This window comes from Sphingopyxis sp. 550B, from assembly GCF_057401805.1.
Genome location: NZ_CM171610.1, coordinates 3850085 through 3871249, shown reverse-complemented (window position 1 = coordinate 3871249; position 21165 = coordinate 3850085). Strand labels below are relative to the sequence as shown.

Annotated in this window: 22 protein-coding genes; 10 read left to right on the top strand and 12 right to left on the bottom strand. The window is 65.8% G+C overall.

All coding sequences use genetic code 11. The annotated features are described in order from the left end of the window. Positions 1-21 precede the first annotated feature (21 nt). Together AC2S9W_RS17895 and AC2S9W_RS17890 are read right to left on the bottom strand one after the other, a co-directional pair. Complete coding sequence (locus AC2S9W_RS17895) at positions 22-420, bottom strand: GIY-YIG nuclease family protein (RefSeq protein WP_234002446.1); 399 nt, start codon at positions 418-420, stop codon at positions 22-24. A 108-nt stretch (positions 421-528) separates the two neighbouring features. Further along, positions 529-894 carry a PilZ domain-containing protein gene (locus AC2S9W_RS17890; RefSeq protein ID WP_076076196.1) on the bottom strand — a complete coding sequence of 122 codons (366 nt, stop codon included), beginning with the start codon at positions 892-894 and terminating at the stop codon, positions 529-531. A 305-nt stretch (positions 895-1199) separates the two neighbouring features. On the opposite strand from AC2S9W_RS17890, the gene AC2S9W_RS17885 reads away from it, so the two are divergent. Together AC2S9W_RS17885 and AC2S9W_RS17880 are read left to right on the top strand one after the other, a co-directional pair. Beyond that, positions 1200-2816 (top strand): lysine--tRNA ligase, encoded by a 1617-nt coding sequence (locus AC2S9W_RS17885; RefSeq protein WP_486571378.1) that lies wholly within the window; start codon positions 1200-1202, stop codon positions 2814-2816. A gap of 29 nt (positions 2817-2845) precedes the next feature. Further along, positions 2846-3325 carry an asparaginase domain-containing protein gene (locus AC2S9W_RS17880; protein WP_076076192.1) on the top strand — a complete coding sequence of 160 codons (480 nt, stop codon included), beginning with the start codon at positions 2846-2848 and terminating at the stop codon, positions 3323-3325. 11 nt (positions 3326-3336) lie between these two features. On the opposite strand, the gene AC2S9W_RS17875 is transcribed toward AC2S9W_RS17880, so the two are convergent. Continuing rightward, positions 3337-4368 carry a fatty acid desaturase family protein gene (locus tag AC2S9W_RS17875; RefSeq protein ID WP_486571377.1) on the bottom strand — a complete coding sequence of 344 codons (1032 nt, stop codon included), beginning with the start codon at positions 4366-4368 and terminating at the stop codon, positions 3337-3339. Between the two features lie 145 nt (positions 4369-4513). Between AC2S9W_RS17875 and AC2S9W_RS17870 the strand changes: the two genes are divergently transcribed. Then, a complete protein-coding gene (locus AC2S9W_RS17870; RefSeq protein WP_486571376.1) occupies positions 4514-7156 on the top strand; it encodes an EAL domain-containing protein in 2643 nt (880 codons plus the stop codon). Between the two features lie 7 nt (positions 7157-7163). Here AC2S9W_RS17870 and AC2S9W_RS17865 read toward each other — a convergent pair whose 3' ends face one another. From AC2S9W_RS17865 to AC2S9W_RS17850, 4 genes are all read right to left on the bottom strand, one after another. Next, positions 7164-8435 carry a metal-dependent hydrolase family protein gene (locus AC2S9W_RS17865; RefSeq protein ID WP_486571375.1) on the bottom strand — a complete coding sequence of 424 codons (1272 nt, stop codon included), beginning with the start codon at positions 8433-8435 and terminating at the stop codon, positions 7164-7166. Positions 8436-8553: 118 nt separating this feature from the next. Continuing rightward, positions 8554-9405, bottom strand: coding sequence for an RcnB family protein (locus AC2S9W_RS17860; protein WP_486571374.1), 852 nt, complete (start codon positions 9403-9405; stop codon positions 8554-8556). A gap of 124 nt (positions 9406-9529) precedes the next feature. Next, positions 9530-10075, bottom strand: coding sequence for a (2Fe-2S)-binding protein (locus tag AC2S9W_RS17855; RefSeq protein ID WP_486571373.1), 546 nt, complete (start codon positions 10073-10075; stop codon positions 9530-9532). Positions 10076-10102: 27 nt separating this feature from the next. Beyond that, positions 10103-10867, bottom strand: a complete 765-nt coding sequence (locus tag AC2S9W_RS17850; protein WP_076076186.1) for a class II aldolase/adducin family protein — start codon at positions 10865-10867, stop codon at positions 10103-10105. 263 nt (positions 10868-11130) lie between these two features. On the opposite strand from AC2S9W_RS17850, the gene rpsU reads away from it, so the two are divergent. Both rpsU and AC2S9W_RS17840 read left to right on the top strand, forming a co-directional pair. Then, positions 11131-11337 (top strand): 30S ribosomal protein S21, encoded by a 207-nt coding sequence (gene rpsU / locus AC2S9W_RS17845; protein WP_003047635.1) that lies wholly within the window; start codon positions 11131-11133, stop codon positions 11335-11337. Between the two features lie 372 nt (positions 11338-11709). After that, a complete protein-coding gene (locus tag AC2S9W_RS17840; protein WP_104959772.1) occupies positions 11710-12225 on the top strand; it encodes an FKBP-type peptidyl-prolyl cis-trans isomerase in 516 nt (171 codons plus the stop codon). A gap of 418 nt (positions 12226-12643) precedes the next feature. Here AC2S9W_RS17840 and AC2S9W_RS17835 read toward each other — a convergent pair whose 3' ends face one another. The 5 genes from AC2S9W_RS17835 to pyrE all read right to left on the bottom strand — a co-directional run bounded on the left by AC2S9W_RS17835 (position 12644) and on the right by pyrE (position 16375). Next, positions 12644-13726: an AI-2E family transporter gene (locus AC2S9W_RS17835; RefSeq protein ID WP_067108896.1), complete on the bottom strand. Its 1083-nt coding sequence runs from the start codon at positions 13724-13726 to the stop codon at positions 12644-12646. A gap of 5 nt (positions 13727-13731) precedes the next feature. Further along, positions 13732-14580, bottom strand: coding sequence for a signal peptidase I (gene lepB / locus AC2S9W_RS17830; protein ID WP_067108893.1), 849 nt, complete (start codon positions 14578-14580; stop codon positions 13732-13734). Next, entirely contained in the window at positions 14577-14984 is a 408-nt protein-coding gene (acpS, locus tag AC2S9W_RS17825) for a holo-ACP synthase (RefSeq protein WP_067108890.1), read from the bottom strand. The genes lepB and acpS overlap by 4 nt, the downstream gene beginning before the upstream one ends. Positions 14985-15050: 66 nt before the next feature. Beyond that, entirely contained in the window at positions 15051-15794 is a 744-nt protein-coding gene (locus AC2S9W_RS17820) for a pyridoxine 5'-phosphate synthase (protein ID WP_076076183.1), read from the bottom strand. Beyond that, complete coding sequence (gene pyrE / locus AC2S9W_RS17815; protein WP_067108887.1) at positions 15791-16375, bottom strand: orotate phosphoribosyltransferase; 585 nt, start codon at positions 16373-16375, stop codon at positions 15791-15793. Before pyrE ends, AC2S9W_RS17820 begins: the two co-directional genes overlap by 4 nt. Positions 16376-16605: 230 nt before the next feature. On the opposite strand from pyrE, the gene coxB reads away from it, so the two are divergent. The 5 genes from coxB to AC2S9W_RS17790 all read left to right on the top strand — a co-directional run bounded on the left by coxB (position 16606) and on the right by AC2S9W_RS17790 (position 21160). Next, on the top strand, positions 16606-17667 hold the full coding sequence (gene coxB / locus AC2S9W_RS17810; protein WP_076076181.1) for a cytochrome c oxidase subunit II: 1062 nt from the start codon (positions 16606-16608) through the stop codon (positions 17665-17667). Between the two features lie 17 nt (positions 17668-17684). Then, positions 17685-19352, top strand: coding sequence for a cytochrome c oxidase subunit I (gene ctaD / locus AC2S9W_RS17805; protein WP_067108883.1), 1668 nt, complete (start codon positions 17685-17687; stop codon positions 19350-19352). Between the two features lie 208 nt (positions 19353-19560). Beyond that, positions 19561-20472, top strand: coding sequence for a heme o synthase (locus tag AC2S9W_RS17800; RefSeq protein WP_486572104.1), 912 nt, complete (start codon positions 19561-19563; stop codon positions 20470-20472). Beyond that, positions 20469-20609, top strand: coding sequence for a hypothetical protein (locus AC2S9W_RS17795; protein ID WP_169799671.1), 141 nt, complete (start codon positions 20469-20471; stop codon positions 20607-20609). The genes AC2S9W_RS17800 and AC2S9W_RS17795 overlap by 4 nt, the downstream gene beginning before the upstream one ends. Continuing rightward, positions 20606-21160, top strand: a complete 555-nt coding sequence (locus AC2S9W_RS17790; protein WP_067108881.1) for a cytochrome c oxidase assembly protein — start codon at positions 20606-20608, stop codon at positions 21158-21160. The genes AC2S9W_RS17795 and AC2S9W_RS17790 overlap by 4 nt, the downstream gene beginning before the upstream one ends. Positions 21161-21165: the final 5 nt, after the last annotated feature.

Here is a 21165-nt window from a genome sequence, read left to right as displayed (position 1 = left end):
AGGGGCGGTGTTACGCTGAACCTACCCTTGCGCCGTTCGTGCTGAGCTTGTCGAAGCACCGCTCTTGCCTTTTGCCAAGGCAGAAATCCGCGGCCAGTCGCCGCGGATCAAGGCCATCTTCTTGGCACGACTCCAGCCCTTTATCCGGCGTTCGGACGCCAGGGCTTCGATACGCGTCGGGAACTCTTCGCTCCACACCAGCACGACGGGACGCTTGTCTGCCGTGAAGCCGGGGATAAGCCCCGATTCATGCTCGCCGACACGTCGCTGCAAATTATCCGTGTGCCCGACGTAGAAGGCTCCGCCCCGGCAATGCAGCATATAGGTCCAGAAGCTCATCGCCTTGATGTAGAGGAAAGAACGGCCCTTCGACAAGCTCAGGGCAAACGGAGGGAAAGGAAGGGCCGGGGTTCGCGCCATAGGCGACATCTTCACCCAACCCCGTTCGTGCTGAACTTGTCGAAGCACCGTTCTTCTTTCTCGCGGTGCCGGAAGAAAGAAAAATGCTCCCGGCGGCCTCTGCAGGCCTCAACTCACCCCGCGTCGCCCGAAACCGATCGCGCGGTTGCTCAGGAAGACCGGCGTCGCCGGGATCGCGGCCGCGCCACGCGCGCGTTCGAGCGCGGCATGGAGCGGGCCCTGCGTCAGTTCGTAGGGAAAGCGCACGCCCATGCGGTCCCATTCCGACCACATCACCACCGCATAGACGACCTGTCCCGCATAATGGATTTCGCAGCGTGATCGTTCGAGCAGGCTGGCGCCGTCGATCCGCGCGCCGCCTTCGGACAGGTCGACGATCCGCCCCTCGACATGGTTGAGAACGCCGTTGACGATCACCTCGATGGAAACCGGGGTGCGCTTGTGCGCGCGGGGGCGGGGCGGGGTGCTGGTCATGCCGAAAGGCTAGGCCGGTCATGGTAAATATTCCGGTAACGCTCATCGGGCGCAAAACGCAAAAAACGCTCTGTCCACATTGCGCCGCCGTGCTTCATGCTGGGAGATGCGCCCCCATTCGCCATTTGCCCTTCGGCAGGAGAGGCGCTGCCTAAAGCCATAAAGGCCACAAAAATGCACTGCGCGAGCGGGGCTTTTGTGGCTTTAAGCGATGATCGGCGCGGTCACCCATGCGTTTCCACTGTGAAGTTGCGCGGAAATCCGCCCTTCTTCCCTTGGGCGCCCGTTGCCGCTATGGGCGCGCCATGACCGACTTTCATCTCCATCCGTCGCTGCGCGAACCCGCGCTAACCTCAAAGGCCTGGCCGTTCGAGGAAGCGCGCAAGCTGGTCAAACGCTATCCAGACGGCAAGCCGGGGGGGCAGCCCGTCGTCTTCGAAACCGGCTATGGCCCGTCGGGGTTGCCGCATATCGGCACCTTCAACGAGGTGCTGCGCACGACGATGGTCCGCCGCGCCTATCAGACGCTGACCGCCAATGAATCCGGAGTGCCTGCGCCGACCCGGCTGGTGGCGTTCAGCGACGACATGGACGGCCTGCGCAAGGTGCCCGACAATGTCCCGCAGCAGGAAATGCTGCGCGAACATCTGGGCAAGCCGCTCACCGCCATTCCCGACCCGTTCGGCAAATATGAAAGTTTCGCGCATCATAACAATGCGATGCTGCGCGATTTTCTCGATCGTTTCGGCTTCGATTACGAATTCGTCAGCTCGACCGAACGCTATCGGTCGGGGGCGTTCGACGACGCGCTGAAGAATGTCCTGCGCCACTATGACGCGATCATGGCGATCATGCTGCCGACGCTGCGCGCCGAGCGTGCGGCGACCTATTCGCCGGTGCTGCCGATCAGCCCGACCTCGGGCATCGTGCTCCAGGTTCCGGTGACGGTGGTCGACGCCGACGCGGGGCTGGTGTCGTTCGAGGACGATGGGACTGTGATCACTCACAGCATCCTGTCGGGGGGTGCCAAGCTGCAATGGAAGGTCGACTGGGCGATGCGCTGGGTCGCGCTCGGCGTCGATTACGAGATGTACGGCAAGGACCTGACCGACAGCGGCGTCCAGTCGGGCAAGATCGCGCGCGCACTCGGCGGCCGCAAGCCTGAGAGGCTGATCTACGAGATGTTCCTCGACGAAAAGGGCGAAAAAATCTCGAAATCGAAGGGCAACGGCCTGTCGATCGAGCAGTGGCTGACCTATGGCAGCGAGGAAAGCCTCGCTTTCTATGCCTATCGCGAACCCAAGGCGGCGAAACAGCTTCATATCGGCGTGATCCCCAAGGCGATCGACGAATATCTCCAGATGCGCGGCAATTACTCGGCGCAGGAACCGGACAAGAAGCTCGGCAATCCGGTGCATCACGTCCACGCCGCGCGCGGCGAGGCGGTGCCCGCGACCGAACTGCCGGTGAGCTTCGGCCTGCTCCTAAACCTCGTCGGGGTGATGGGCGCCGATGCGTCGAAGGAGCAGATCTGGCGCTACCTCGGCCAATATGTCGCGGGGGCGGACGCGGCGACCTGGCCCGAGCTCGACCGGCTGATCGACAATGCGATGGCCTACAACCGCGACTATGTCGCGCCGACGCTCCAGCGCCGCAAGCCGCGCGGCGGCGAGGTGGCGGCGCTCGCGGAACTCGACGCGCGGCTCGCCGCGCTGCCCGCCGATACCGCCGCGGACGACATCCAGAACATTGTCTACGAGATTGGCAAGGACGAGGCCTATGGCTTTGAAAACCTGCGCGAATGGTTCAAGGCGCTCTACGAGACGCTGCTCGGGTCGAGCGCCGGGCCGCGCATGGGTAGCTTCATCGCGCTGTTCGGCATCGCCAACACGCGGCGGCTGATCGCGGAGGCTTTGGCGTAATCGACCCTTGTTTTTGAGGCGGGCCTTATATGATCGACATCTTCACCACCGGCGGAACGATCGACAAGGTCTATTTCGATGCCTTATCCGAATTCCAGATCGGGCCTGCGGCGATCCCCGACATGCTGCGCGAGAATAACGTCCATGTCCCGCATCGCGTCACGCAGCTGATGCGCAAGGACAGTCTCGAACTGGACGATGCCGACCGCGAGGCGATCCGCGCCGCGGTGGCGGCGAGCGACGCGGCGCGCATCCTCGTCACCCACGGCACCGACACCATGGTCCTGACCGGGCGGGTGCTGGCGGGAATCCCCGGCAAGACGATTGTGATGACCGGCGCGATGCAGCCCGCCTCGGTGCGCGCGAGCGATGCCGAATTCAACGTCGGCTTCGCGCTCGCCGCGGTGCAGACGCTGTCGCCGGGCGTCTATATCGCGATGAACGGCATGATCTTCGACCCCGCGACGACCGTGAAGGACCGCGCCGGCCAGCGCTTCGTCCGGCAATAGGGGGCGCCGGGTCAGCCTTTCGCGGTGATCTGACGCAGCACCGCGCGGTAATGCGGCGCGATCGTCATCGCCTCGTGCCGCCCGGCTTCGCCCAGCATCGCATGGACGGCGGGCAGGCGATAGCAGGGCACGCCCATGAACAGGTGGTGCTCGGCGTGATAATTGACCCAATAGGGCGCCACGGTGGCGCGCGCGATCCAGCCGGCATGGGTGGTGCGCGCATGGGTGAAGGGATCGTCGCTGCCCGTCGTCGTGCAGGCATGTTCGGCGATGTTGCGGATGCGCAGGTAAAGCTGGAAGGTCGTCGCGAGGCTCAGCGTCCACAGCAGCCATGGGGTCCAGCCATAGAGGATCAGCGACGCGGCGAGCAGCACCGCCTGTACGAGCAGGAACCGGCCGACTGCGCGCGTCACCGCCATCGCGCCGGCGGCGTCGATCGTCGGCGCCGTCATGCCGTCCTCGGACTGTCGGTTGAAGGGCGTTCCGGCGCGTGTCCCGCCAGAGCCTTTCGCGCCGCCTTCGCCGCGCAGCATCGCCCTGAGCCCGACGAGCGCAAAGCGGAACTGCGCGGTGCGCTGCTTGAGGAAGGTCTGCCCGGTCAGGTCGCGGACCACCTTGCGCCACAGGCTGGCGCGCGTCGTCGGAAACGGCTTCGACAGCGACAGGTCGGGGTCCTCGGGCTGCTGGGTGAACTTATGGTGCTGGAGGTGGTAGGTGCGATAGGCGAACAGGTCCGATCCAGTCGCGGCGCCGGTCAGCCACTGACCAAGGAAATTGTTCACCTTGCGCTTCGGGTGGAGCAGTCCGTGCGCCGCTTCGTGCATCAGGATCGCGAGGCCGAGCTGGCGTCCGCCGACGAGGATGATCGCGAGCAGCCAGCCGACCGGGTTCTGCGCCCAGGCGGCAAGCCCCACCGCGGCGATGCTGACGATCCACGCATGCGCGACGAGCCAAGGCCCCCGCCACGCCGAAACGCGCGTGATGGCAGACCATTGCGCGCGGTCGAAAAAGCGGTCGGGCGGCAGCAGGCGGACGGCAGGCATGGACCGATCCTAACAAGTTTCGCCATGAAACGGAACATCGTCCATTCTGGCACAAAATCAGGAGTTTCGCTGGGTCGGACTAAGGATTTGGAAACCCCTTTCTGAAAGAGGGGCGGTGATCCCTTCCAGCAGGAATGATACGACCTTGGGGGCGAAACGCATCATCACACGGCCGGCCACCGGCGAAGCGTCCGCGGATGTGTCGCTGTTCGATTCGCCCGACTTCGTGGCGCGGCTGATGCGGGTCGCGCAGCTCTGGCACTATGTGCTGATCGCGCGTTCGCTCGGCTTCTTCGCCTTCGCCTTCTTTCCCGGCCCGTCGCCCTTTCTGGCGTCGCCGCTGCATTGGGCGCCGATGGCGGCGGGATTGCTGTGCGACCTTGCGTTGACGGTGATCGGTCAGGTCGCACGCGGCCGCCGGGTCGCGGCGCTGCCCGACCCGCGGCTGACCGTCCCGCTGTGTCTGGGCCTGCTTGCCGCAGGAAGCCTGCTCACCTCCGCATCGACCTTTGCCGAGATTGCGGCGCCCGATCGCGCCGGCTGGTTCGACGCCGTCCTGGCGATCCAGGCGGGCTCGATCCTCGTCGCCGCCTCGGCCGCGGCGATCGCGCGGCCCGCTTTCTTCGCCTTCGCCGGCGCCAGCGCGCTCGGCGGCGCGCTCGGCGCCGCGTCGTGGCCCTTCGCGATCGCGGGCCTCGTCTTTCTCGGCCTGCTCATCGTGATGATGCGCGAGGATATCCGGCACCAGCGCCGCGCGACGCGTGCAGCCCGTCTGGCGGTCAGCGAACAGCAGCGCGCGCTGGGCCTCGTGCGCGATTTCGAAAGGGCGGGGCGCGGCTGGTTCTGGGAAACCGACCGCCACGGCCAGCTCGTCTATATCTCGCCGACGGTCGCGGCGAAGCTCGGCCGGCCGCTCGGCGACCTGCTGGGCCGGCCCTTCACCGACATCATCCGCCGCCGGCTCGGCAACGATGAAAGCGAAGAACGCACGCTAGGCTTCAGCCTGTCGTCGCGCACGCCGTTCAAGGAACTGACGGTGCAGGCGGCGGTGCCGGGCGAGGAGCGCTGGTGGTCGATCTCGGGCAATCCGATCAGCAACGAACTCGGCAATTTCCAGGGGTTCCGCGGCAGCGGTACCGACCTGACCGAGATGAAGCGGTCGGAGCGCGAGATCAACCAGCTCGCGCGCTACGACACGCTGACCGGGCTCGCCAACCGGCGGCATATCGCCGACCTGCTCGAACGCGCGCTCCGCAATCACGTCGGCCAGCCTCAGCCCTGCGCGCTGCTGCTAATGGACCTCGATCGTTTCAAGGCGGTCAACGACACGCTGGGCCATCCGGTCGGCGATCAGCTTCTGCAGCAGGTGGCGGGGCGGCTGACCCAGATCGTCGGCGACAGGGGGCAGGTCGGCCGTCTGGGCGGCGACGAGTTCCAGATCGTGCTGCCGCAGATGGTCCAGCCTGAAAAGCTCGCCGGCATCGCCAACGCTATCATCCTCAGCCTCGCCAAGCCCTTCGCCATCGAGGGCGAGCAGGTGCGCATCGGATCGTCGATCGGCATCGCGGTGTCGGAAGGGCGGGGCATTTCCGCCTCGTCGCTCGTCCGCAACGCCGACCTTGCGCTCTATGCCGCGAAGGACGCGGGGCGCGGCGTCTATCGCTTCTATGCCGACGCGATGCACGACCAGGCGAGCGAGCGGAAGGCGATCGAGGATTCGCTGCGCGAGGCGCTGGCGCGCGACGAACTGGCGCTGTTCTATCAGCCGATCGTCGACGTGAAGAGCGAGCGCATCTCGGGTTTCGAGGCGCTGATCCGCTGGCGCCGCGACACGGGAAATGTCGTCAGCCCGTCGAAATTCATCCCCATCGCCGAGGATTCGAACTTGATCGTCCCGATCGGCGAATGGATCATCCGCACCGCATGCGACACGATCGCGCGCCTTGGCCCCGATTATCGCGTTGCGGTCAACGTATCGCCGCGGCAATTCGCCAATGAAAAGCTGCCCGCGACGGTGATGAGCGCGCTGTCGGCATCTGGCATTCGCCCCGAACAGCTCGAACTGGAAATCACCGAGGGGATATTCCTCGACGAAAGCCCCGAGAATCTGGAGATGTTCCAGCGGCTCAAGCGCACCGGCGTGCGCCTTGCGCTCGATGATTTCGGCACCGGTTATTCGGCGCTCGGCTATCTGAAGAAAGCGCCGTTCGACAAGATCAAGATCGACCAAAGCTTCGTGCTCGGCGCCGCCGACAAGAGCAGCATGAATGCGGCGATCATCGCGTCGATCGTCAGCCTCGCCGATGCGCTGGGCATGGAAACGACCGCCGAGGGCGTCGAGACGCACGATGACCTCGCGCTGATCCGCGGCCTCGGATGCAGCCATGTCCAGGGCTATATCTATGGCAAGCCGATGGATGTCGACGAGGTGCTCGCACTTCTTGATGCCGGCGGGGGCCAGGTCGTCGCGCAGGGGTTCAAGAGTGTGCGGGAAACGCGGCTGCGGACCTTCCGCACCATTCGCGTCCACAGCGGCGGCCATGATTACGACGCCATCGTCCGCAATGTTTCATCACGCGGCGCGCTGATCGAGGGACTGTGGAACGTGCCCGAGGGAACGCCGCTGACCCTCGAATTCGGCCCCGACCTGACGATCGAGGCCGAAGCGCGCTGGTCGGATGCGAATCGCGTCGGCGTCCGCTTCGCCGAAGCGGTCGAGACCGCGCGGCTGATCGGTCAGCCGCGCCTGGCGGGCGAAGGATCGGGACGGATCGAGCGCGCGGCCTGACCGCCTGTCAGCCGGCGATCCGCCCGCGCGTCATCACCCAATTGACCTTTTCGAGCGTCGTCACGTCGCTCAGCGGATCGCCCGACACGGCGATCATGTCGGCCGACATGCCGGGGACGATGCGGCCGATCTCATTTTCCATCGACAACAGGCGCGCGGCGACGGTGGTCGCGCTTGCCAGCGCCTCACGCGGTGTCAGGCCATGCTCGACGAGCAGCGCGAACTCGTGGGCATTGCGGCCATGCTCGAAAACGCCGGCGTCGGTCCCGAAGGCGATCGGAACGCCCAGCGCTTTCGCGCGCGCCATTGCCTTGCCGACGTCGTTCAGCGTCATCCGCACCTTCGCTTCGACCGTCGGCGTATAGATGCCCTTGCCGAGCCGCTCGCGGATACCCTCGAACGCCATCAGCGTCGGGACCATATAGGTGCCCTTCGCCTTCATGACCTTCAGCGCCGCCTCGTCGGCGAAGGTGCCGTGTTCGATGCTGTCGATCCCGGCGGCGGCGGCCGATTCGATGCCGCGCGCGCCATGCGCGTGCGCCATCACCTTCAATCCCAGCGAATGCGCGGTTTCGGCGATGCTTTCCATCTCGGCGTTCGAGAAATGCGCGCCGAGCCCGCGGCCCTGCTGCGACAGCACGCCGCCCGTCGCGGTGATCTTGATGACGTCGGCGCCCGCCCGCGAAGCCTTGCGGACCTTTTCGGCGCACTCGACCGCGCCGGTGCAGGTGTAGCCCTGGTCGAGCACTGCGTGGATATTCTCGCGGAAGCCGGTGACGTCGCCATGTCCGCCGATGATCGCGAGCGCCGGACCGGCGGCGACGATGCGCGGCCCCTCGATCAGGCCTTCGGCGGTGCCGCGGCGCAGCGCGAAGGCGGTATATTGCGCCGATCCCGCCTCGCGGACGGTGGTGAAGCCGGCGCGCAGCGTGATCCGCGCATTCTTTTCGCCGACCACGACGCCCCATTCGTCGGGTTCGACGGCTTCCGAGCGATAATCGCCGCCGGGATCGCCGGTCAGGTGGACGTGCAGGTCGATCAGGCCGGGAAGCAAGGTCTTGTCGCCGAGGTCGACGATCTCGGCACCCGCGGGCGCGTCGATACGGCCGGGCGCGATCGAGGTGATGCGGTCGTCGGTGACGATGACGGTCGACGGCCCCTGCGCCGGCTGGGCGACGTCGGTGATGACATGGCCGGCATAGATGACGGTGGTCTTGGCGATGGCGGCGCTGCTCATCAGCGCGCATGTCGCTGCGGCGACCAGGCCCAGTTTGCGCATAGTGTTTCCCCTGTCTTTCCGGCCGTGACGACGCGGCGCGATAATGGGGAATGCGCATAAAAGAAGGGCCGGCGCAAGAGCCGGCCCTTCAGGGAGCTTCCGGTAACCGAAAGGAATATTACCAGAAGAAGTCGTAGATGACGTCGACCACCTCGCCCGAATAGGTATCGACGAGCAGCGCGTCGTCATAATAGCGCACCCAGCGGTAGGGGCCGTAGGCGGGCGGCAGGCGATAATAGCCGGGATCGTTGATCCAGTAGCGCTGGCCGTAGAACAGCGATCCGAGCGTGAAGCCGATGCTGAACCGGGTGTAGTTGCGTCCGCGATATGGATTGTAATAGCGCGGCATCCGGTAATAGCTGCGGTTGCGATCGCGATAGCTGCGCCAGTCGTAGCGGCGATCGTCGCGCCAGCTGCGGTTCCAGTTGTTGCCGGACCGGTTGTCGCGGTAGCGGCGGTCGGCGACGCGATTGCGGTCGTTCCGCCGGTCGATGCGATTGTCGTTGCGGCGGTCCCAACGGCGGTCGACAGTGCCGCTGCGATTGCGGTCCGAGCGACGGTCGACCTGCCCGTTGCGGTTGCGGTCCCACTGGCGATCGGTGCGGCTGTCACGGCTCCGGTCATAGGTGGTGCCGCGCTGACGCTGCGTGTCGCTCCGCGGTGTTTCGGTGCGCTGCTGCGGGCGCTGCCATTGCTGACGTTGCTGCTGCTGCGGACGTTGCTGTTGCCCGTTCCAGCGCTGGCTACGCTCGGCGCGCGGCTGAACCGGCTGCTGCTGGCGCATCTGCGGGCGCGGGGCCTGCTGACGCTGGCCGCGCGCTTCGCCGCGGGGGCCGGCACTACGCGCGCCGCGATCGCCGCCGCTACCGCGCTGGCTCCACTGATGGCTGTCGCGCGCCTGCGCGGCGGCGGGGGCGATGGGGGTCAGCATCGTCGCGGCGATCAGCAACCCTCCGATCCAATTCTTCATCTCGCCATTCTCCAACTCATGTCCCGCATGCTGGAGGGGCCAGCCGGGAAGATGAATCGAAAGTTACCGCGGACAAGATGAGTCACCGCTGAACCGTGATGTTGCCTGCGGTTCAGCTTGCGCGTCAGCGTCCCGGCGGGGGGCGCAGCGCGGGAACGGCGCGCGCGGCGTCCACCGGCCGAATGCCGGGGGGCGGCGCCGCGGCGATCCGTTCCTCGCCGCGCAGCACCCGCCCGGCGAGGCGGATCGCGGCGCGGATGCGCGGATAGGTGCCGCAGCGGCAGATGTTGGTCATCGCCGCGTCGATCTCCGCATCGCCGGGGTTGCTGTTCTTGCGGAGCAGCGCCGCGGCGGTCATGATCATTCCCGACTGGCAAAAGCCGCATTGCGGCACCTGCTCGGCGACCCAGGCCTGCTGGACCGGGTGGCTGCGATCGCGCGACAGGCCTTCGATGGTGGTGACGAAGCGCCCTTCGCATTCGGCGATGGTGACCAGGCAGCTGCGGATCGCCTCGCCGTCGATGTCGACGGTGCAGGCGCCGCAATCACCGGTGCCGCAGCCATATTTGGTCCCGGTCAGGTTCGACGCATCGCGCAGCGCCCACAGCAGGGGCGTTTCGGGGTCCATGCGATATTCAACCGGACGGTCGTTGACCGAGAATTTCGTCATGCGATCCGCAATAGCGAAAGGTGCGGATTAGTCACGCCAGCTCGTGTCGATCCTGTCGACCTTGCGCACCATCGCGTCGAATTCGGCCTTGCCGGCGCCGCCCGGAATCTGCGCCTGGTAAAGGTCGCGCTGGTGGACCTTCACGACATCGTCGCCGATCAGCACCGGCTGGCCCATGCTCATCGTCGCGAGCTGGATTTCGCACGCGCGCTGGAGCGCCCAATATTTGATGAACGCCTCGGGCAGGCTGCGGCCCATCACGACGGGGCCGTGATTCTTCAGCATCAGGATGCGCTTGTCGCCCAGATGCTCGAGCAGGCGCTCGCCCTCCTCCTCGCGCACCGTGATGCCCTCGAAGTCGTGATAGGCGATCTGGCCCATATAGTTGCAGGCATAGAAATTGGTCGGCTGCAGTCCGCCTTCGAGCGAGCAGACCGCCATCGTCGCGGTGGTGTGGGTGTGGATGATCGCATGCGCGTCGGGCAGCGCGCGGTGGAACAGGCTGTGCTGGACGAAACCCGCCTTGTTGACGTGCCACGGATTGTCGGCGTCGACCTTGTTGCCGTCGATGTCGATCTTGATCAGGCTCGACGCGGTGACCTCGCTGAAATGCATGCCATAGGGGTTGATCAGATAGCTGCCGTCCTCGTCGGGCAGCTTCACCGTGATGTGGTTGAAGATCATCTCGTCCCAGCCCATCATCGCGAAGATGCGGTAACAGGCGGCGAGTTCCTGCCGCGCCGTCCACTCGGCTTCGCTGTACTTGCTGTTGCGCTTGAGCTGGGTCGCCATGGCCTGATCCTCTTTCTGCTTTGGGTTTCGTCCTGCTACCTATGCCACAGGCGCGGGGCGGGGCACAATCCCGGCTGCGCGCGAACCGCGGCCGGTCCGCCGCGTCGGGGCTTGCATTTCGGCGCGAATCTCTTTAGGGGCGCTGCATCCGAACGTCGCGGTGTCGCGGCGCTCTTTTTATTGCCCGAATATCGGCGGTCACGGCATACCGGCATTCTATCCGGCGCCAGAACCGTTTGGACGAACAGGAGACGACACGGCGTATGCAGATCATCGTTCGCGACAATAATGTCGACCAGGCCCTTCGCGCGCTCAAGAAGAAGCTGCAGCGGGAGGGTGTGTATCGCGAGATGAAGCTGCGCCGTCACTATGAAAAGCCCAGCGAGAAGCGCGCGCGCGAACGCGCCGCCGCCGTCCGCCGCGCCCGCAAGATGGAGCGCAAGCGGATGGAACGCGACGGCATCAAGTAAGTCCGTTTCCCGTCCGGGATCCTGATTCGAGAAAAGGGCGCTGCGGCAACGCGGCGCCCTTTTTCGTTGGGCGCGACATGCGATGGGCGCACGAGCCTGTGTTGCCTCCTGAACTTGTCCGGTGATCATTCCTTTCCAACACATAGCCGTTCCCCGGCGAAAGCCGGGGTCCACGCGAGGTTGCACGACGCCATCTGGACCCCGGCTTTCGCCGGGGTGCAAGCCCGCGCTTGTCCGAGGGCATATACGCCAACTTGTCAGCATGGCCGGTGCATAAGCGACGCATATTGCCTCTGGACCCTTCCGCGTCGCTCCGCCTATAGGCGACGCGATATTTTCGCCCCGACACCGGGGCAGGGGAAGGACGAAACGATGAGCGTGACTGCGGTTCCATTGCGCCCGGTGAGCAAGGGCGGGCTCTGGCTGTTGTGGATCGGGCTGGCGGTGCTGCTCGCGGTCGGCACGGCCTTCGCCTTCTCCACGACGCCGCGCATCGGCTTCGAGGTGGTGAAGGCGGGCACCGGCCCCAGCCCGACGATCAGCGATGTCGTGCTCGTCAAATATGAGGGCAAGCTCGACGACGGAACCGTCTTCGATTCGAACGAGCAGGCGCCGATGCAGGTGGCGCAGGTCGTCCCCGGCTTTTCCGAGGCGCTGACCCGCATGCAGAAGGGCGGCAAGTACAAGATCAGCATCCCGCCCGCGCTCGGGTACGGCGACCGCGCCGTCGGGCCGATTCCCGCGAACAGCACACTGCATTTCGACGTTGAACTGATCGACTTCCGCACCGAGGCCGAAGTGCGCGCGATGCAGCAGATGATGCAGCAGCAACAGATGATGCAGCAGGGCGGTGCCCCCGGCGCCCCGGCCCCCGCGCCGCAGCAGTAAGGCGCGGCCGGGCCCGTTCGGGACGGCGAATGCGCACCGCCGGGGCGGGCTTAGCGAGCGTGTAATATTATTCCAAAGTATACAAAGGTCACGCTACGTACCCCCCGGACAATCCGGCTCCGGGCGGCGTGGATCGATTCGGTCGTCTGATGCCGACCGGATTTCACCATTCTCGTTTCTTACTTCGTCGTTCCCGCGAAAGCGGGAACCCAGGGAAAGGTAAGCCGACGTCCGCTCTGGATCCCCGCTTTCGCGGGGATGACAAGATGGAAGTGTGTGGAATCCATCCCCAAGGCCATTTCAGCGATTGCGGATTTGGCCACGCTGTCCCCGGTAACGAAAGTGCGTCGGCGTCGTGTGACGTTTCGCGCCCCGCGTCCGCGGGAGCGATGGCTATTCATTCCCATAGACTCGCGCTTCAGGAGCCCGTCGCCGCCTTCTTGTTACCGGCCTGCGAGCCGGCATTGCGCTCCGCCTCGCGTTCGAGCGCGACCTTGATCATCGCGACGATCGGGTCGGCGAGGAACAGGCCGAGGATGCCGAGCAGCGTGCCGAGCAGGATCTGCGCCGCCAGCACCAGCGCGGGCGCGAGGTCGACCGTCTGTTTCGCGACCATCGGGACGATCAGATAGCCGTCGACCGTCTGGACGAAAAAATAGATGGCGATCGCCCACAGCCCGGTATCGACGCCCGCCGAAAAGCCGACGAGGACGAGCAGCACGCCCGAGACAATCGCGCCGATGTTGGGAATGAAGGCGAGCAAGCCGGTCAGCAGACCCATCAGGACCGCCATCGGAATGCCGACCGCCAGGCAGGCGAGCCATGTCCCGATCCCTTCGACCACCATGCCGAGCAGCCGCCCCGCCATCAGCCGGCGCAGGGTGAAACCCATGCGTGCGGTGGTGATGTAGAAATCCTCGCGCGCCTTCATCGGCAGCATCCACGCCACACCGCGTTCGTAGAGCCGCGGCTCGATCGCGAGGAAGATGCCGAGCACCATGATCATCACCAGGCTGGTGAGCGCGCCGAAGACGGTGCCTAGCGCCGCGGTGACGCGCCCGACGGTTCCGGCCAGATTGTCGGTGACCGTCTTGGTGTCGATCTCCAGATTGCCCATGCCGTGCTCGCTCGCCCAGGCAGCGACGCGGTCGATCTGCGCCATCACCACCTGCTGCAACGCGGCGGCCTGGTCGGCGATCTGCGAGCCTGCGAACAGGATCGCCCACGCCATGAAGGCGACGATGCCGAGGCAGACGATCAGCAGTCGCCAGCCGCGCGCGATCGGCAGCACGCGGCCGAGCAGGCGCGCGCCGCCGTCTAGCATCGATGCCATCACGATCCCCGCGAAGATCAGCAGGATCGGCTGGATCAGGATGATGCAGGCGCCGATCAGCAGGGCGAGACCGAGCCAGACGCTGGCCTTGAGCATTTCGGTGCGGACAAGCTGGTTGCGGATATCGGTGGGGCCGGGGGCTTCGCCCCGAGTCTTGCTGTCCGCCATGCCCGTCACTCCCTGTTTGCGCTGCCGTCACGCTCGGGCCGCAGGTTGGTTCCGGCGCGCCCCGATCGAAGCGCGGTGAACCAGCTCAGCGGATTATACCATTTCGCGGTGCCGTCGGTCGAAAAGCTGATGATCTCGGCGCGGCCGGCGATCGTTTCGAACGGCACCGGGCCGCCGAGGCCCTTCATGCTGCTCGGCACGCGGCTGTCGGCGCTGCCGTCGCGATTGTCGCCCATCAGGAACAGATGGTCGGCCGGCACCTTGATCGGCCCGAAATCGTCGGTGACATAGCCGGGGCCCATGTCGATCGTGTCGAAGGTGGCGCCGCCGGGCAGCGTTTCGCGCACGATCGGCAGTTCGAGCACCGGCCGGCCCGCCGCATCGCGCGCCGCGAAACGGCCGAGGCCGCTGTCGGGGCCGGGCAGGTTGGGGTCGACCGCGATCGACAGCATCGGCTGGATTTCGCGCTTCACCGGCTTGCCGTTGATGATCAGCGCACCGCCGCGCAGTTCGATCGTGTCGCCGGGCAGGCCGATGACCCGCTTGATATAGTCGATCCGCGTCTCGGGATGCTCGAGGACGACGATGTCGCCGCGCGCGGGCAGGGCCGCGAACCAGCGGCCCTCTGTCCGGGGGGCGAGGTGGAAGCTGGCCGAGGCGTAGGACCAGCCATAGGGATATTTGCTGACGATCAGGCGGTCGCCATTGCGCAGCACCGGCATCATCGAATCGGACGGGATATAGAAAGGCTTGGCGACGCAGCTGTGGATGCCGAGCACGAGCAGCAGGATCACCGCGATGTCGCGGACCAGCTTGCCCCAGCTTCCTTCGTCCTTGCTATGCGCTTTCGTCATGCTCGGTCCTTGATCGCCTCGATGATGACGAAGGCCTGCGCCCAGGGATGGTCGTCGGTCAGCGTCAGGTGGATATGCACGTCATGCCCCGGCGGCACCATTTCGGCGAGCCGCGCCGCCGCGCCGCCGGTGAGCGCCAGCGTCGGCGCGCCCGACGCCGCGTTGACGACGCCGATGTCCTTCATGAACACGCCGCGCTTGAAGCCGGTGCCGACGGCTTTCGAGAAAGCCTCCTTGGCCGCGAAGCGCTTGGCATAGGTGCCGGCGCGGGTGAAGGGACGGCGCGCCGCCTTGGCGCGCTCGATGTCGGTGAAGACGCGCCTTTCGAAGCGCTCGCCGAAGCGGTCGAGCGACGCCTGGATGCGTTCTATGCTGCACAGGTCGGAGCCGAGGCCGATGATCATGACGACCCCGGCGGGCCGTCATTACGAGGAGCCGAAGGCGACGCGGCAATGACGGTGGTCATCATCCTATCCCCGTGCCTCGTCCATCAGTTCGCGCATCCGGCGCACCGCGCTTTCGAGCCCGGTGAAGATCGCCTCGCCGATCAGATAGTGCCCGATGTTGAGTTCGGCGATCTGCGGGATCGCGGCGACGGGGACGACATTGTCATAGGTCAGGCCGTGGCCCGCGTGCGGTTCGATGCCGTTCTTCCACGCGAGCGCCGCGGCGTCGGCGAGGCGGCGAAGCTCGATGGCGCGCGCCTCGCCCTCGGCATGGGCATAGCGGCCGGTGTGGAATTCGACCACCGGCGCCCTGAGCCGCATCGCCGCCTCGATCTGGCGCGCGTCGGGTTCGATGAACAGGCTGACGCGAATCCCCGCGTCGCCCAGCCGCGCGACGATCGGCGCGAGATGATTATGCTGCCCCGCCGCGTCTAGCCCGCCCTCGGTCGTGCGCTCCTCGCGCTTTTCGGGAACGATGCAGGCGGCGTGCGGCGCGTGGCGCAGCGCGATGGCGAGCATCTCCTCGGTCGCGGCCATTTCGAGATTGAGCGGCAGGTCGGTCGCGGTCTGGATGCGTGCGAGGTCGTCGTCGCGGATGTGGCGCCGGTCCTCGCGCAGATGCGCGGTGATGCCGTCGCCGCCGACCGCCGCGACGATCTGCGCCGCGCGCACCGGATCGGGATGGTCGCCGCCGCGTGCGTTGCGGATCGTCGCGACATGGTCGATGTTGACGCCGAGACGCAGGCGGCCGGACCGGGACGCGCTCAATTCGCGCGGCTCCCCGGCTTGATCGCCGGCGTTTCCGCCAGTTCGGGCGGCAGGTCGTCGGCGGCATAGGTCGGGAAATTGATCGCGACGAGCGGATAGAAGGGAACGCCGAGGTCGATGTTGCTTCCCGCCGAGCGGTCGACCAGCGCCGCTTCGGCCAGCACTTCGCCGCCCGCCGCGCGCACCGCCTCCATCGCCTCGCGCGACGACAGGCCGGTGGTGACCACGTCCTCGACCATCAGCACCTTCGTGCCGGGGGCGATGGCGAAGCCGCGGCGCAGTTCGAAGGTGCCGGTCGGACGCTCGACGAAGATCGCGGGCTTGCCCAGCGCGCGGCCCATCTCGTGGCCGATGATGACGCCGCCCATCGCCGGCGACACGACGAGGTCGGTCGCCTGCCGCAGCTCGCGCGGCAGCTTGGCCGCGAGCGCGGAGGCAAGCCGCCCGGCGCGCTCGCTATTCATCAGGACGCGGGCGCATTGCAGATAATATTCGCTGTGGCGGCCGGAGGAGAGGAGGAAATGCCCCTGCAACAGCGCGTCGGCAGCGCGGAACTCGGCCAGTATTTCGTCGTCTGTCATGGGAGAACGGTCTTTTCTTCCTGTTGTCCCGCTTTTTTCGAAGCGGGTTGGGGTCGCCAAGATTTGCGAGCCGCAAAATAGTGTTAGAGATGCTTGAGGCAAGCGGCAAGCGGGTCTATAGCGCCCGCGAGATTCAGCCCGTTCGTTGGCATCGGCGATCCGCGATCCGCGGTCGGATGGGACGAGGCTGGATATCGGGAACAATATAGGCAACGGGCGGCACCATTCTTATGAAGAGTTTGAAAACCCTTGTAATTGCAGCGGCTTTATCGTTCGGCACCATGGGCGTGGTGCAGGCGCAGGCTCCCGCCGCCGCACCGGTCGAGGCGCCGGCGGCGACGCCGGTCGCGACTCCGGCGCCCGCCGTGACCGACGCGGCGGCGCCCGCGACGGACGCGGCCGCGGTGCCGGCCGGCGACGCGACCTATGTGCCGATGAAGCCCGTCCCGGGCGTCGGGCAGCCGGTCGACGGCGGGCTGAACTTCCAGCCGCAGGCCAGCGTGCTCGGCCAGAAGGCCTATGGCCTCAGCCACCACATCCTGCTCCCGGTCATCACCGCCATTTCGCTGCTGGTGCTCGGCCTGCTGCTCTGGGTGGTCGTCCGCTATCGCGCCAGCGCCAATCCCGAACCTTCGAAGACTTCGCACAACACGATCATCGAAGTGATCTGGACCGCGGTTCCCGTGCTGATCCTCGCGGTGATCGCGGTGCCGTCGATCCGCCTGCTCGCGGCGCAGTACGAACCGCCGAAGAAGGATGCGCTGACGGTCAAGGTCACCGGCTATCAATGGTATTGGGGCTATGCCTATCCCGACCAGGGCATCGGCGAATATGTGTCGAAGATGCTGACGCCCGAGCAGGCGACGGCCGCGGGCGAACCCTATCATCTGGCGGTCGACAACCGCATGGTCGTTCCCGTCGGGCAGCAGGTGAAGCTGATCATCACCGGCGCTGACGTGATCCACAGCTTCGCGGTGCCGTCCTTCTGGATCAAGATGGACGCGGTGCCGGGCCGCGCCAACGAAACGACCTTCACCGTGACCAAGCCGGGCGTCTATTACGGCCAGTGCTCGGAACTGTGCGGTGTCGATCACGGCTATATGCCGATCGCGGTCGAAGCGCTGCCGATGGACAAGTGGAAGGCGTGGGTCCGCTCGCGCGGTGGCAACCCCGACGGCGCTGAAGCCGCGGCGCCCGCCGCGGCCGCGCCGGCGCCGACCGGTCCGGTCCCCGCCACCACCGAAGCCGCGCCGGCGGCAGCGCCCGCCGCCGTTCCGGCAGCCAAGAATTAAGACAAGGGGTCCGACAGATGACCGATATCGCAGCGACTGCACCCGTCCACGGCCACGATCATGCGCATGACGAGCATGATCATGTGCCTGGTTTCTTCACCCGCTGGTTCCTCTCGACGAACCACAAGGACATCGGGACGCTCTACCTGATCTTCGCGATCTTCGCGGGCATCATCGGCGGCGTGATGTCGGGGATGATGCGCCTCGAGCTTGCGGAGCCGGGCATCCAGTATCTCCACGGCTGGGCGCAGTTCTTCGATCCGGCCGCGGGTGATACGCAGGCGAAGCATTTCTGGAACGTGCTGATCACCGCGCACGGGCTGATCATGATCTTCTTCATGGTGATGCCGGCGATTATCGGCGGATTCGGCAACTGGTTCGTGCCGCTGATGATCGGCGCGCCCGACATGGCCTTCCCGCGCATGAACAACGTCAGCTACTGGCTGACCACGGTGGCGTTCGTCCTGCTCGTCGGGTCGATGTTCGTCCCCGGCGGCAGCGGGCTCGGCGCAGGCACGGGCTGGACGCTCTATGCGCCGCTGTCGACCAGCGGATCGGTCGGCCCGGCGGTCGACATGGTGATCTTCTCGGTCCACCTCGCGGGTGCGGCGTCGATCCTCGGCGCGATCAACTTCATCACCACCATCTTCAACATGCGCGCACCGGGCATGACGCTCCACAAGATGCCGCTGTTCGTCTGGTCGGTGCTCGTCACCGCCTTCCTGCTGCTGCTGTCGCTGCCGGTCCTCGCCGCGGCGATCACCATGCTGCTGACCGACCGCAATTTCGGCACCACCTTCTATGACGCGACGGGCGGCGGCGATCCGGTGCTCTACCAGCACCTGTTCTGGTTCTTCGGCCACCCGGAGGTCTACATCATGGTGCTGCCGGGCTTCGGCATCATCAGCCAGGTCATCTCGACCTTCAGCCGCAAGCCGGTGTTCGGCTATCTCGGCATGGCCTATGCCATGGTCGCGATCGGCGTCGTCGGCTTCATCGTGTGGGCGCACCACATGTTCACCGTCGGCATGAGCGTCAACCTGAAGATGTATTTCACCGCGGCGACGATGGTCATCGCGGTCCCGACCGGCATCAAGATCTTCAGCTGGATCGCCACCATGTGGGGCGGCTCGCTGAGCTTCAAGACGCCGATGCTCTGGGCGCTGGGCTTCATCTTCATGTTCACCGTCGGCGGCGTGACCGGCGTCGTCCTCGCCAACGGCGGTGTCGACACCAACCTGCACGACACCTATTATGTCGTCGCGCACTTCCACTATGTGCTGTCGCTGGGCGCGGTCTTCTCGCTCTTCGCGGGCTTCTATTACTGGTTCCCGAAGATGTCGGGCCGGATGTACAGCGAAGTGCTGGGGCAGCTCCATTTCTGGATCTTCTTCATCGGCGTGAACGTCCTGTTCTTCCCGCAGCACTTCCTGGGGCAGCAGGGCATGCCGCGCCGCTATCCCGACTATGCGGAAGCCTTCACCTATTGGCACCACATCTCGTCGATCGGCTATGCGATCATGGCCGTCGGGATGCTCTTCTTCTTCGCGAACATCGTCTATGCCTATGTCGCGGGCAAGAAGGCCGCCGCCAATCCGTGGGGCGAAGGCGCGACGACGCTCGAATGGACGCTGTCGAGCCCGCCGCCCTTCCACCAGTTCAACGAACTGCCGCGTATCGCCTGATCGGGTTCTGCCCCCTGCCGGCACCTTGGCAGGGGGCGTCTCTTTCAAGGCCGGTTTTTGGAATGTGTGAGCGTATCGAAGTCGTCATCGCAGCCCCGGACCTGATCCGGGTGGAGCAGTCCAGAGCGAGTTTTCGCTACTCTAGATCGCCGACCCTCGGTTTTCGCCGGGGTCGCAATGACGGACCGAAAAGGTTAACATGTCCGATATGACGCACAGCCTGACCCATGCCGGTACGGCGCTTCCCGCCGACTGGCGCGACCTGTTCGCGCTGACCAAGCCGCGCGTCATGTCGCTCGTCGTCTTCACGGCGGCGTGCGGGCTGCTCGCGGCGCCGGGGCATATCCATCCGGTGCTCGCCTTCGCGTCGATCCTCGCGATCGCGCTGGGGGCGGGGGCGTCGGGGGCACTCAATCAATGGTATGAGGCGGCGCTCGACGCGAAGATGAAGCGCACCGCCGGACGCCCGCTGCCCGCCGGCCGGCTCGATCCGCAGACGGCGCTGCAGTTCGGCGTCGGGCTTGCCGCCTTCTCGGTGTTCCTGATGCTGTTCGCCGCCAACTGGCAGGCGGCGGCGCTGCTGACCGTGTCGATCCTCTTCTACGTCATCGTCTATACGATGTGGCTCAAGCCGCGGACGCCGCAGAATATCGTGATCGGCGGGGCGGCGGGCGCCTTTCCGCCGCTGATCGGCTGGGTCGCCGCGACGGGCCATGTCGCGCCGCTGCCGGTGCTGCTCTTCCTGCTGATCTTTCTGTGGACGCCGCCGCATTTCTGGGCGCTCGCGCTGTTCGTGCGGTCGGACTATGCCGCCGCTGGCATCCCGATGATGCCCGTGGTCGCGGGCGAGACGTCGACGCGGCGGCAGATCCTGTTCTATGCGATCATCATGGCCGTCGCGGCGGTCGCGCCGTGGCCGCTCGGCTATGCCGGCGCGCTCTATGGCTGGACCGCGGCGATCCTGTCGGCGCTGTTCGTGCTGCTGTCGGCGCAGGTCGGATTGCGCCGTTCGGCCGAGAACGACCGCATGCAGCCCGAAAAGCGGCTCTTCGCTTTTTCCGTCGCCTATCTTTTCATCCTGTTCGGCGCGATCGTCGTCGACCATATGTGGCCGCTATGACAGACGAACCGACGCAAGAGCCTTTCGACGAGGCCGAATATCGCCGCCGCCAGCGCAGCCGGGCCAATCTGACCGGCTGGATTCTGGGCGGACTGGCGCTGCTTTTCTTCTTCATCACGATGGCGCGAATGGGATGACGGACAGCAAGAATCTGCGGACCGCGATGCTCGCGGGACTGGTCGCGGTCATGATGATCGGGCTCGGCTTCGCGGCGGTGCCGCTCTACAATCTCTTCTGCCGCGTCACCGGCTTCAACGGCACGACGCAGCGTTATGACCCCGCCGCCGCTGCCGAGGAGCCGCAGGTGCTCAGCGACACCATCTCGGTGCGCTTCGACGCCAACGTCTCGCCGAAGCTGCCGTGGAAATTCCATCCTGAACGGCCGCGCGACACGGTGAGCATCGGCGCGCGCGACATGGCGATCTTCATTGCCGAGAATAATTCGCCGCATCCGATCACCGGCACCGCGACCTTCAACGTCACGCCCGACCAGGCGGGCAAGTATTTCACGAAGATCCAGTGCTTCTGCTTCACCGAGCAGGTGCTGCAGCCGGGCGAGCGGATTCGCATGCCGGTGCTGTTCTTCGTCGATCCAAAGATCAAGGACGATGTCGACGCGCGCGACATTCAGGAAATCACGCTGAGCTATACCTTCTACCCTGTGGACGAGGGCAAAAAGGCGAGCTAAGGCCG

Bases quoted from the DNA above. Each gene is read 5' to 3' on its own strand.
- AC2S9W_RS17895 (WP_234002446.1), bottom strand. From the start codon at position 420: ATGGCGCGAACCCCGGCCCTTCCTTTCCCTCCGTTTGCCCTGAGCTTG.
- AC2S9W_RS17890 (WP_076076196.1), bottom strand. From the start codon at position 894: ATGACCAGCACCCCGCCCCGCCCCCGCGCGCACAAGCGCACCCCGGTT.
- AC2S9W_RS17885 (WP_486571378.1), top strand. From the start codon at position 1,200: ATGACCGACTTTCATCTCCATCCGTCGCTGCGCGAACCCGCGCTAACC.
- AC2S9W_RS17880 (WP_076076192.1), top strand. From the start codon at position 2,846: ATGATCGACATCTTCACCACCGGCGGAACGATCGACAAGGTCTATTTC.
- AC2S9W_RS17875 (WP_486571377.1), bottom strand. From the start codon at position 4,368: ATGCCTGCCGTCCGCCTGCTGCCGCCCGACCGCTTTTTCGACCGCGCG.
- AC2S9W_RS17865 (WP_486571375.1), bottom strand. From the start codon at position 8,435: ATGCGCAAACTGGGCCTGGTCGCCGCAGCGACATGCGCGCTGATGAGC.
- AC2S9W_RS17860 (WP_486571374.1), bottom strand. From the start codon at position 9,405: ATGAAGAATTGGATCGGAGGGTTGCTGATCGCCGCGACGATGCTGACC.
- AC2S9W_RS17855 (WP_486571373.1), bottom strand. From the start codon at position 10,075: ATGACGAAATTCTCGGTCAACGACCGTCCGGTTGAATATCGCATGGAC.
- AC2S9W_RS17850 (WP_076076186.1), bottom strand. From the start codon at position 10,867: ATGGCGACCCAGCTCAAGCGCAACAGCAAGTACAGCGAAGCCGAGTGG.
- rpsU (WP_003047635.1), top strand. From the start codon at position 11,131: ATGCAGATCATCGTTCGCGACAATAATGTCGACCAGGCCCTTCGCGCG.
- AC2S9W_RS17840 (WP_104959772.1), top strand. From the start codon at position 11,710: ATGAGCGTGACTGCGGTTCCATTGCGCCCGGTGAGCAAGGGCGGGCTC.
- AC2S9W_RS17835 (WP_067108896.1), bottom strand. From the start codon at position 13,726: ATGGCGGACAGCAAGACTCGGGGCGAAGCCCCCGGCCCCACCGATATC.
- lepB (WP_067108893.1), bottom strand. From the start codon at position 14,580: ATGACGAAAGCGCATAGCAAGGACGAAGGAAGCTGGGGCAAGCTGGTC.
- acpS (WP_067108890.1), bottom strand. From the start codon at position 14,984: ATGATCATCGGCCTCGGCTCCGACCTGTGCAGCATAGAACGCATCCAG.
- pyrE (WP_067108887.1), bottom strand. From the start codon at position 16,375: ATGACAGACGACGAAATACTGGCCGAGTTCCGCGCTGCCGACGCGCTG.
- coxB (WP_076076181.1), top strand. From the start codon at position 16,606: ATGAAGAGTTTGAAAACCCTTGTAATTGCAGCGGCTTTATCGTTCGGC.
- ctaD (WP_067108883.1), top strand. From the start codon at position 17,685: ATGACCGATATCGCAGCGACTGCACCCGTCCACGGCCACGATCATGCG.
- AC2S9W_RS17800 (WP_486572104.1), top strand. From the start codon at position 19,561: ATGACGCACAGCCTGACCCATGCCGGTACGGCGCTTCCCGCCGACTGG.
- AC2S9W_RS17795 (WP_169799671.1), top strand. From the start codon at position 20,469: ATGACAGACGAACCGACGCAAGAGCCTTTCGACGAGGCCGAATATCGC.
- AC2S9W_RS17790 (WP_067108881.1), top strand. From the start codon at position 20,606: ATGACGGACAGCAAGAATCTGCGGACCGCGATGCTCGCGGGACTGGTC.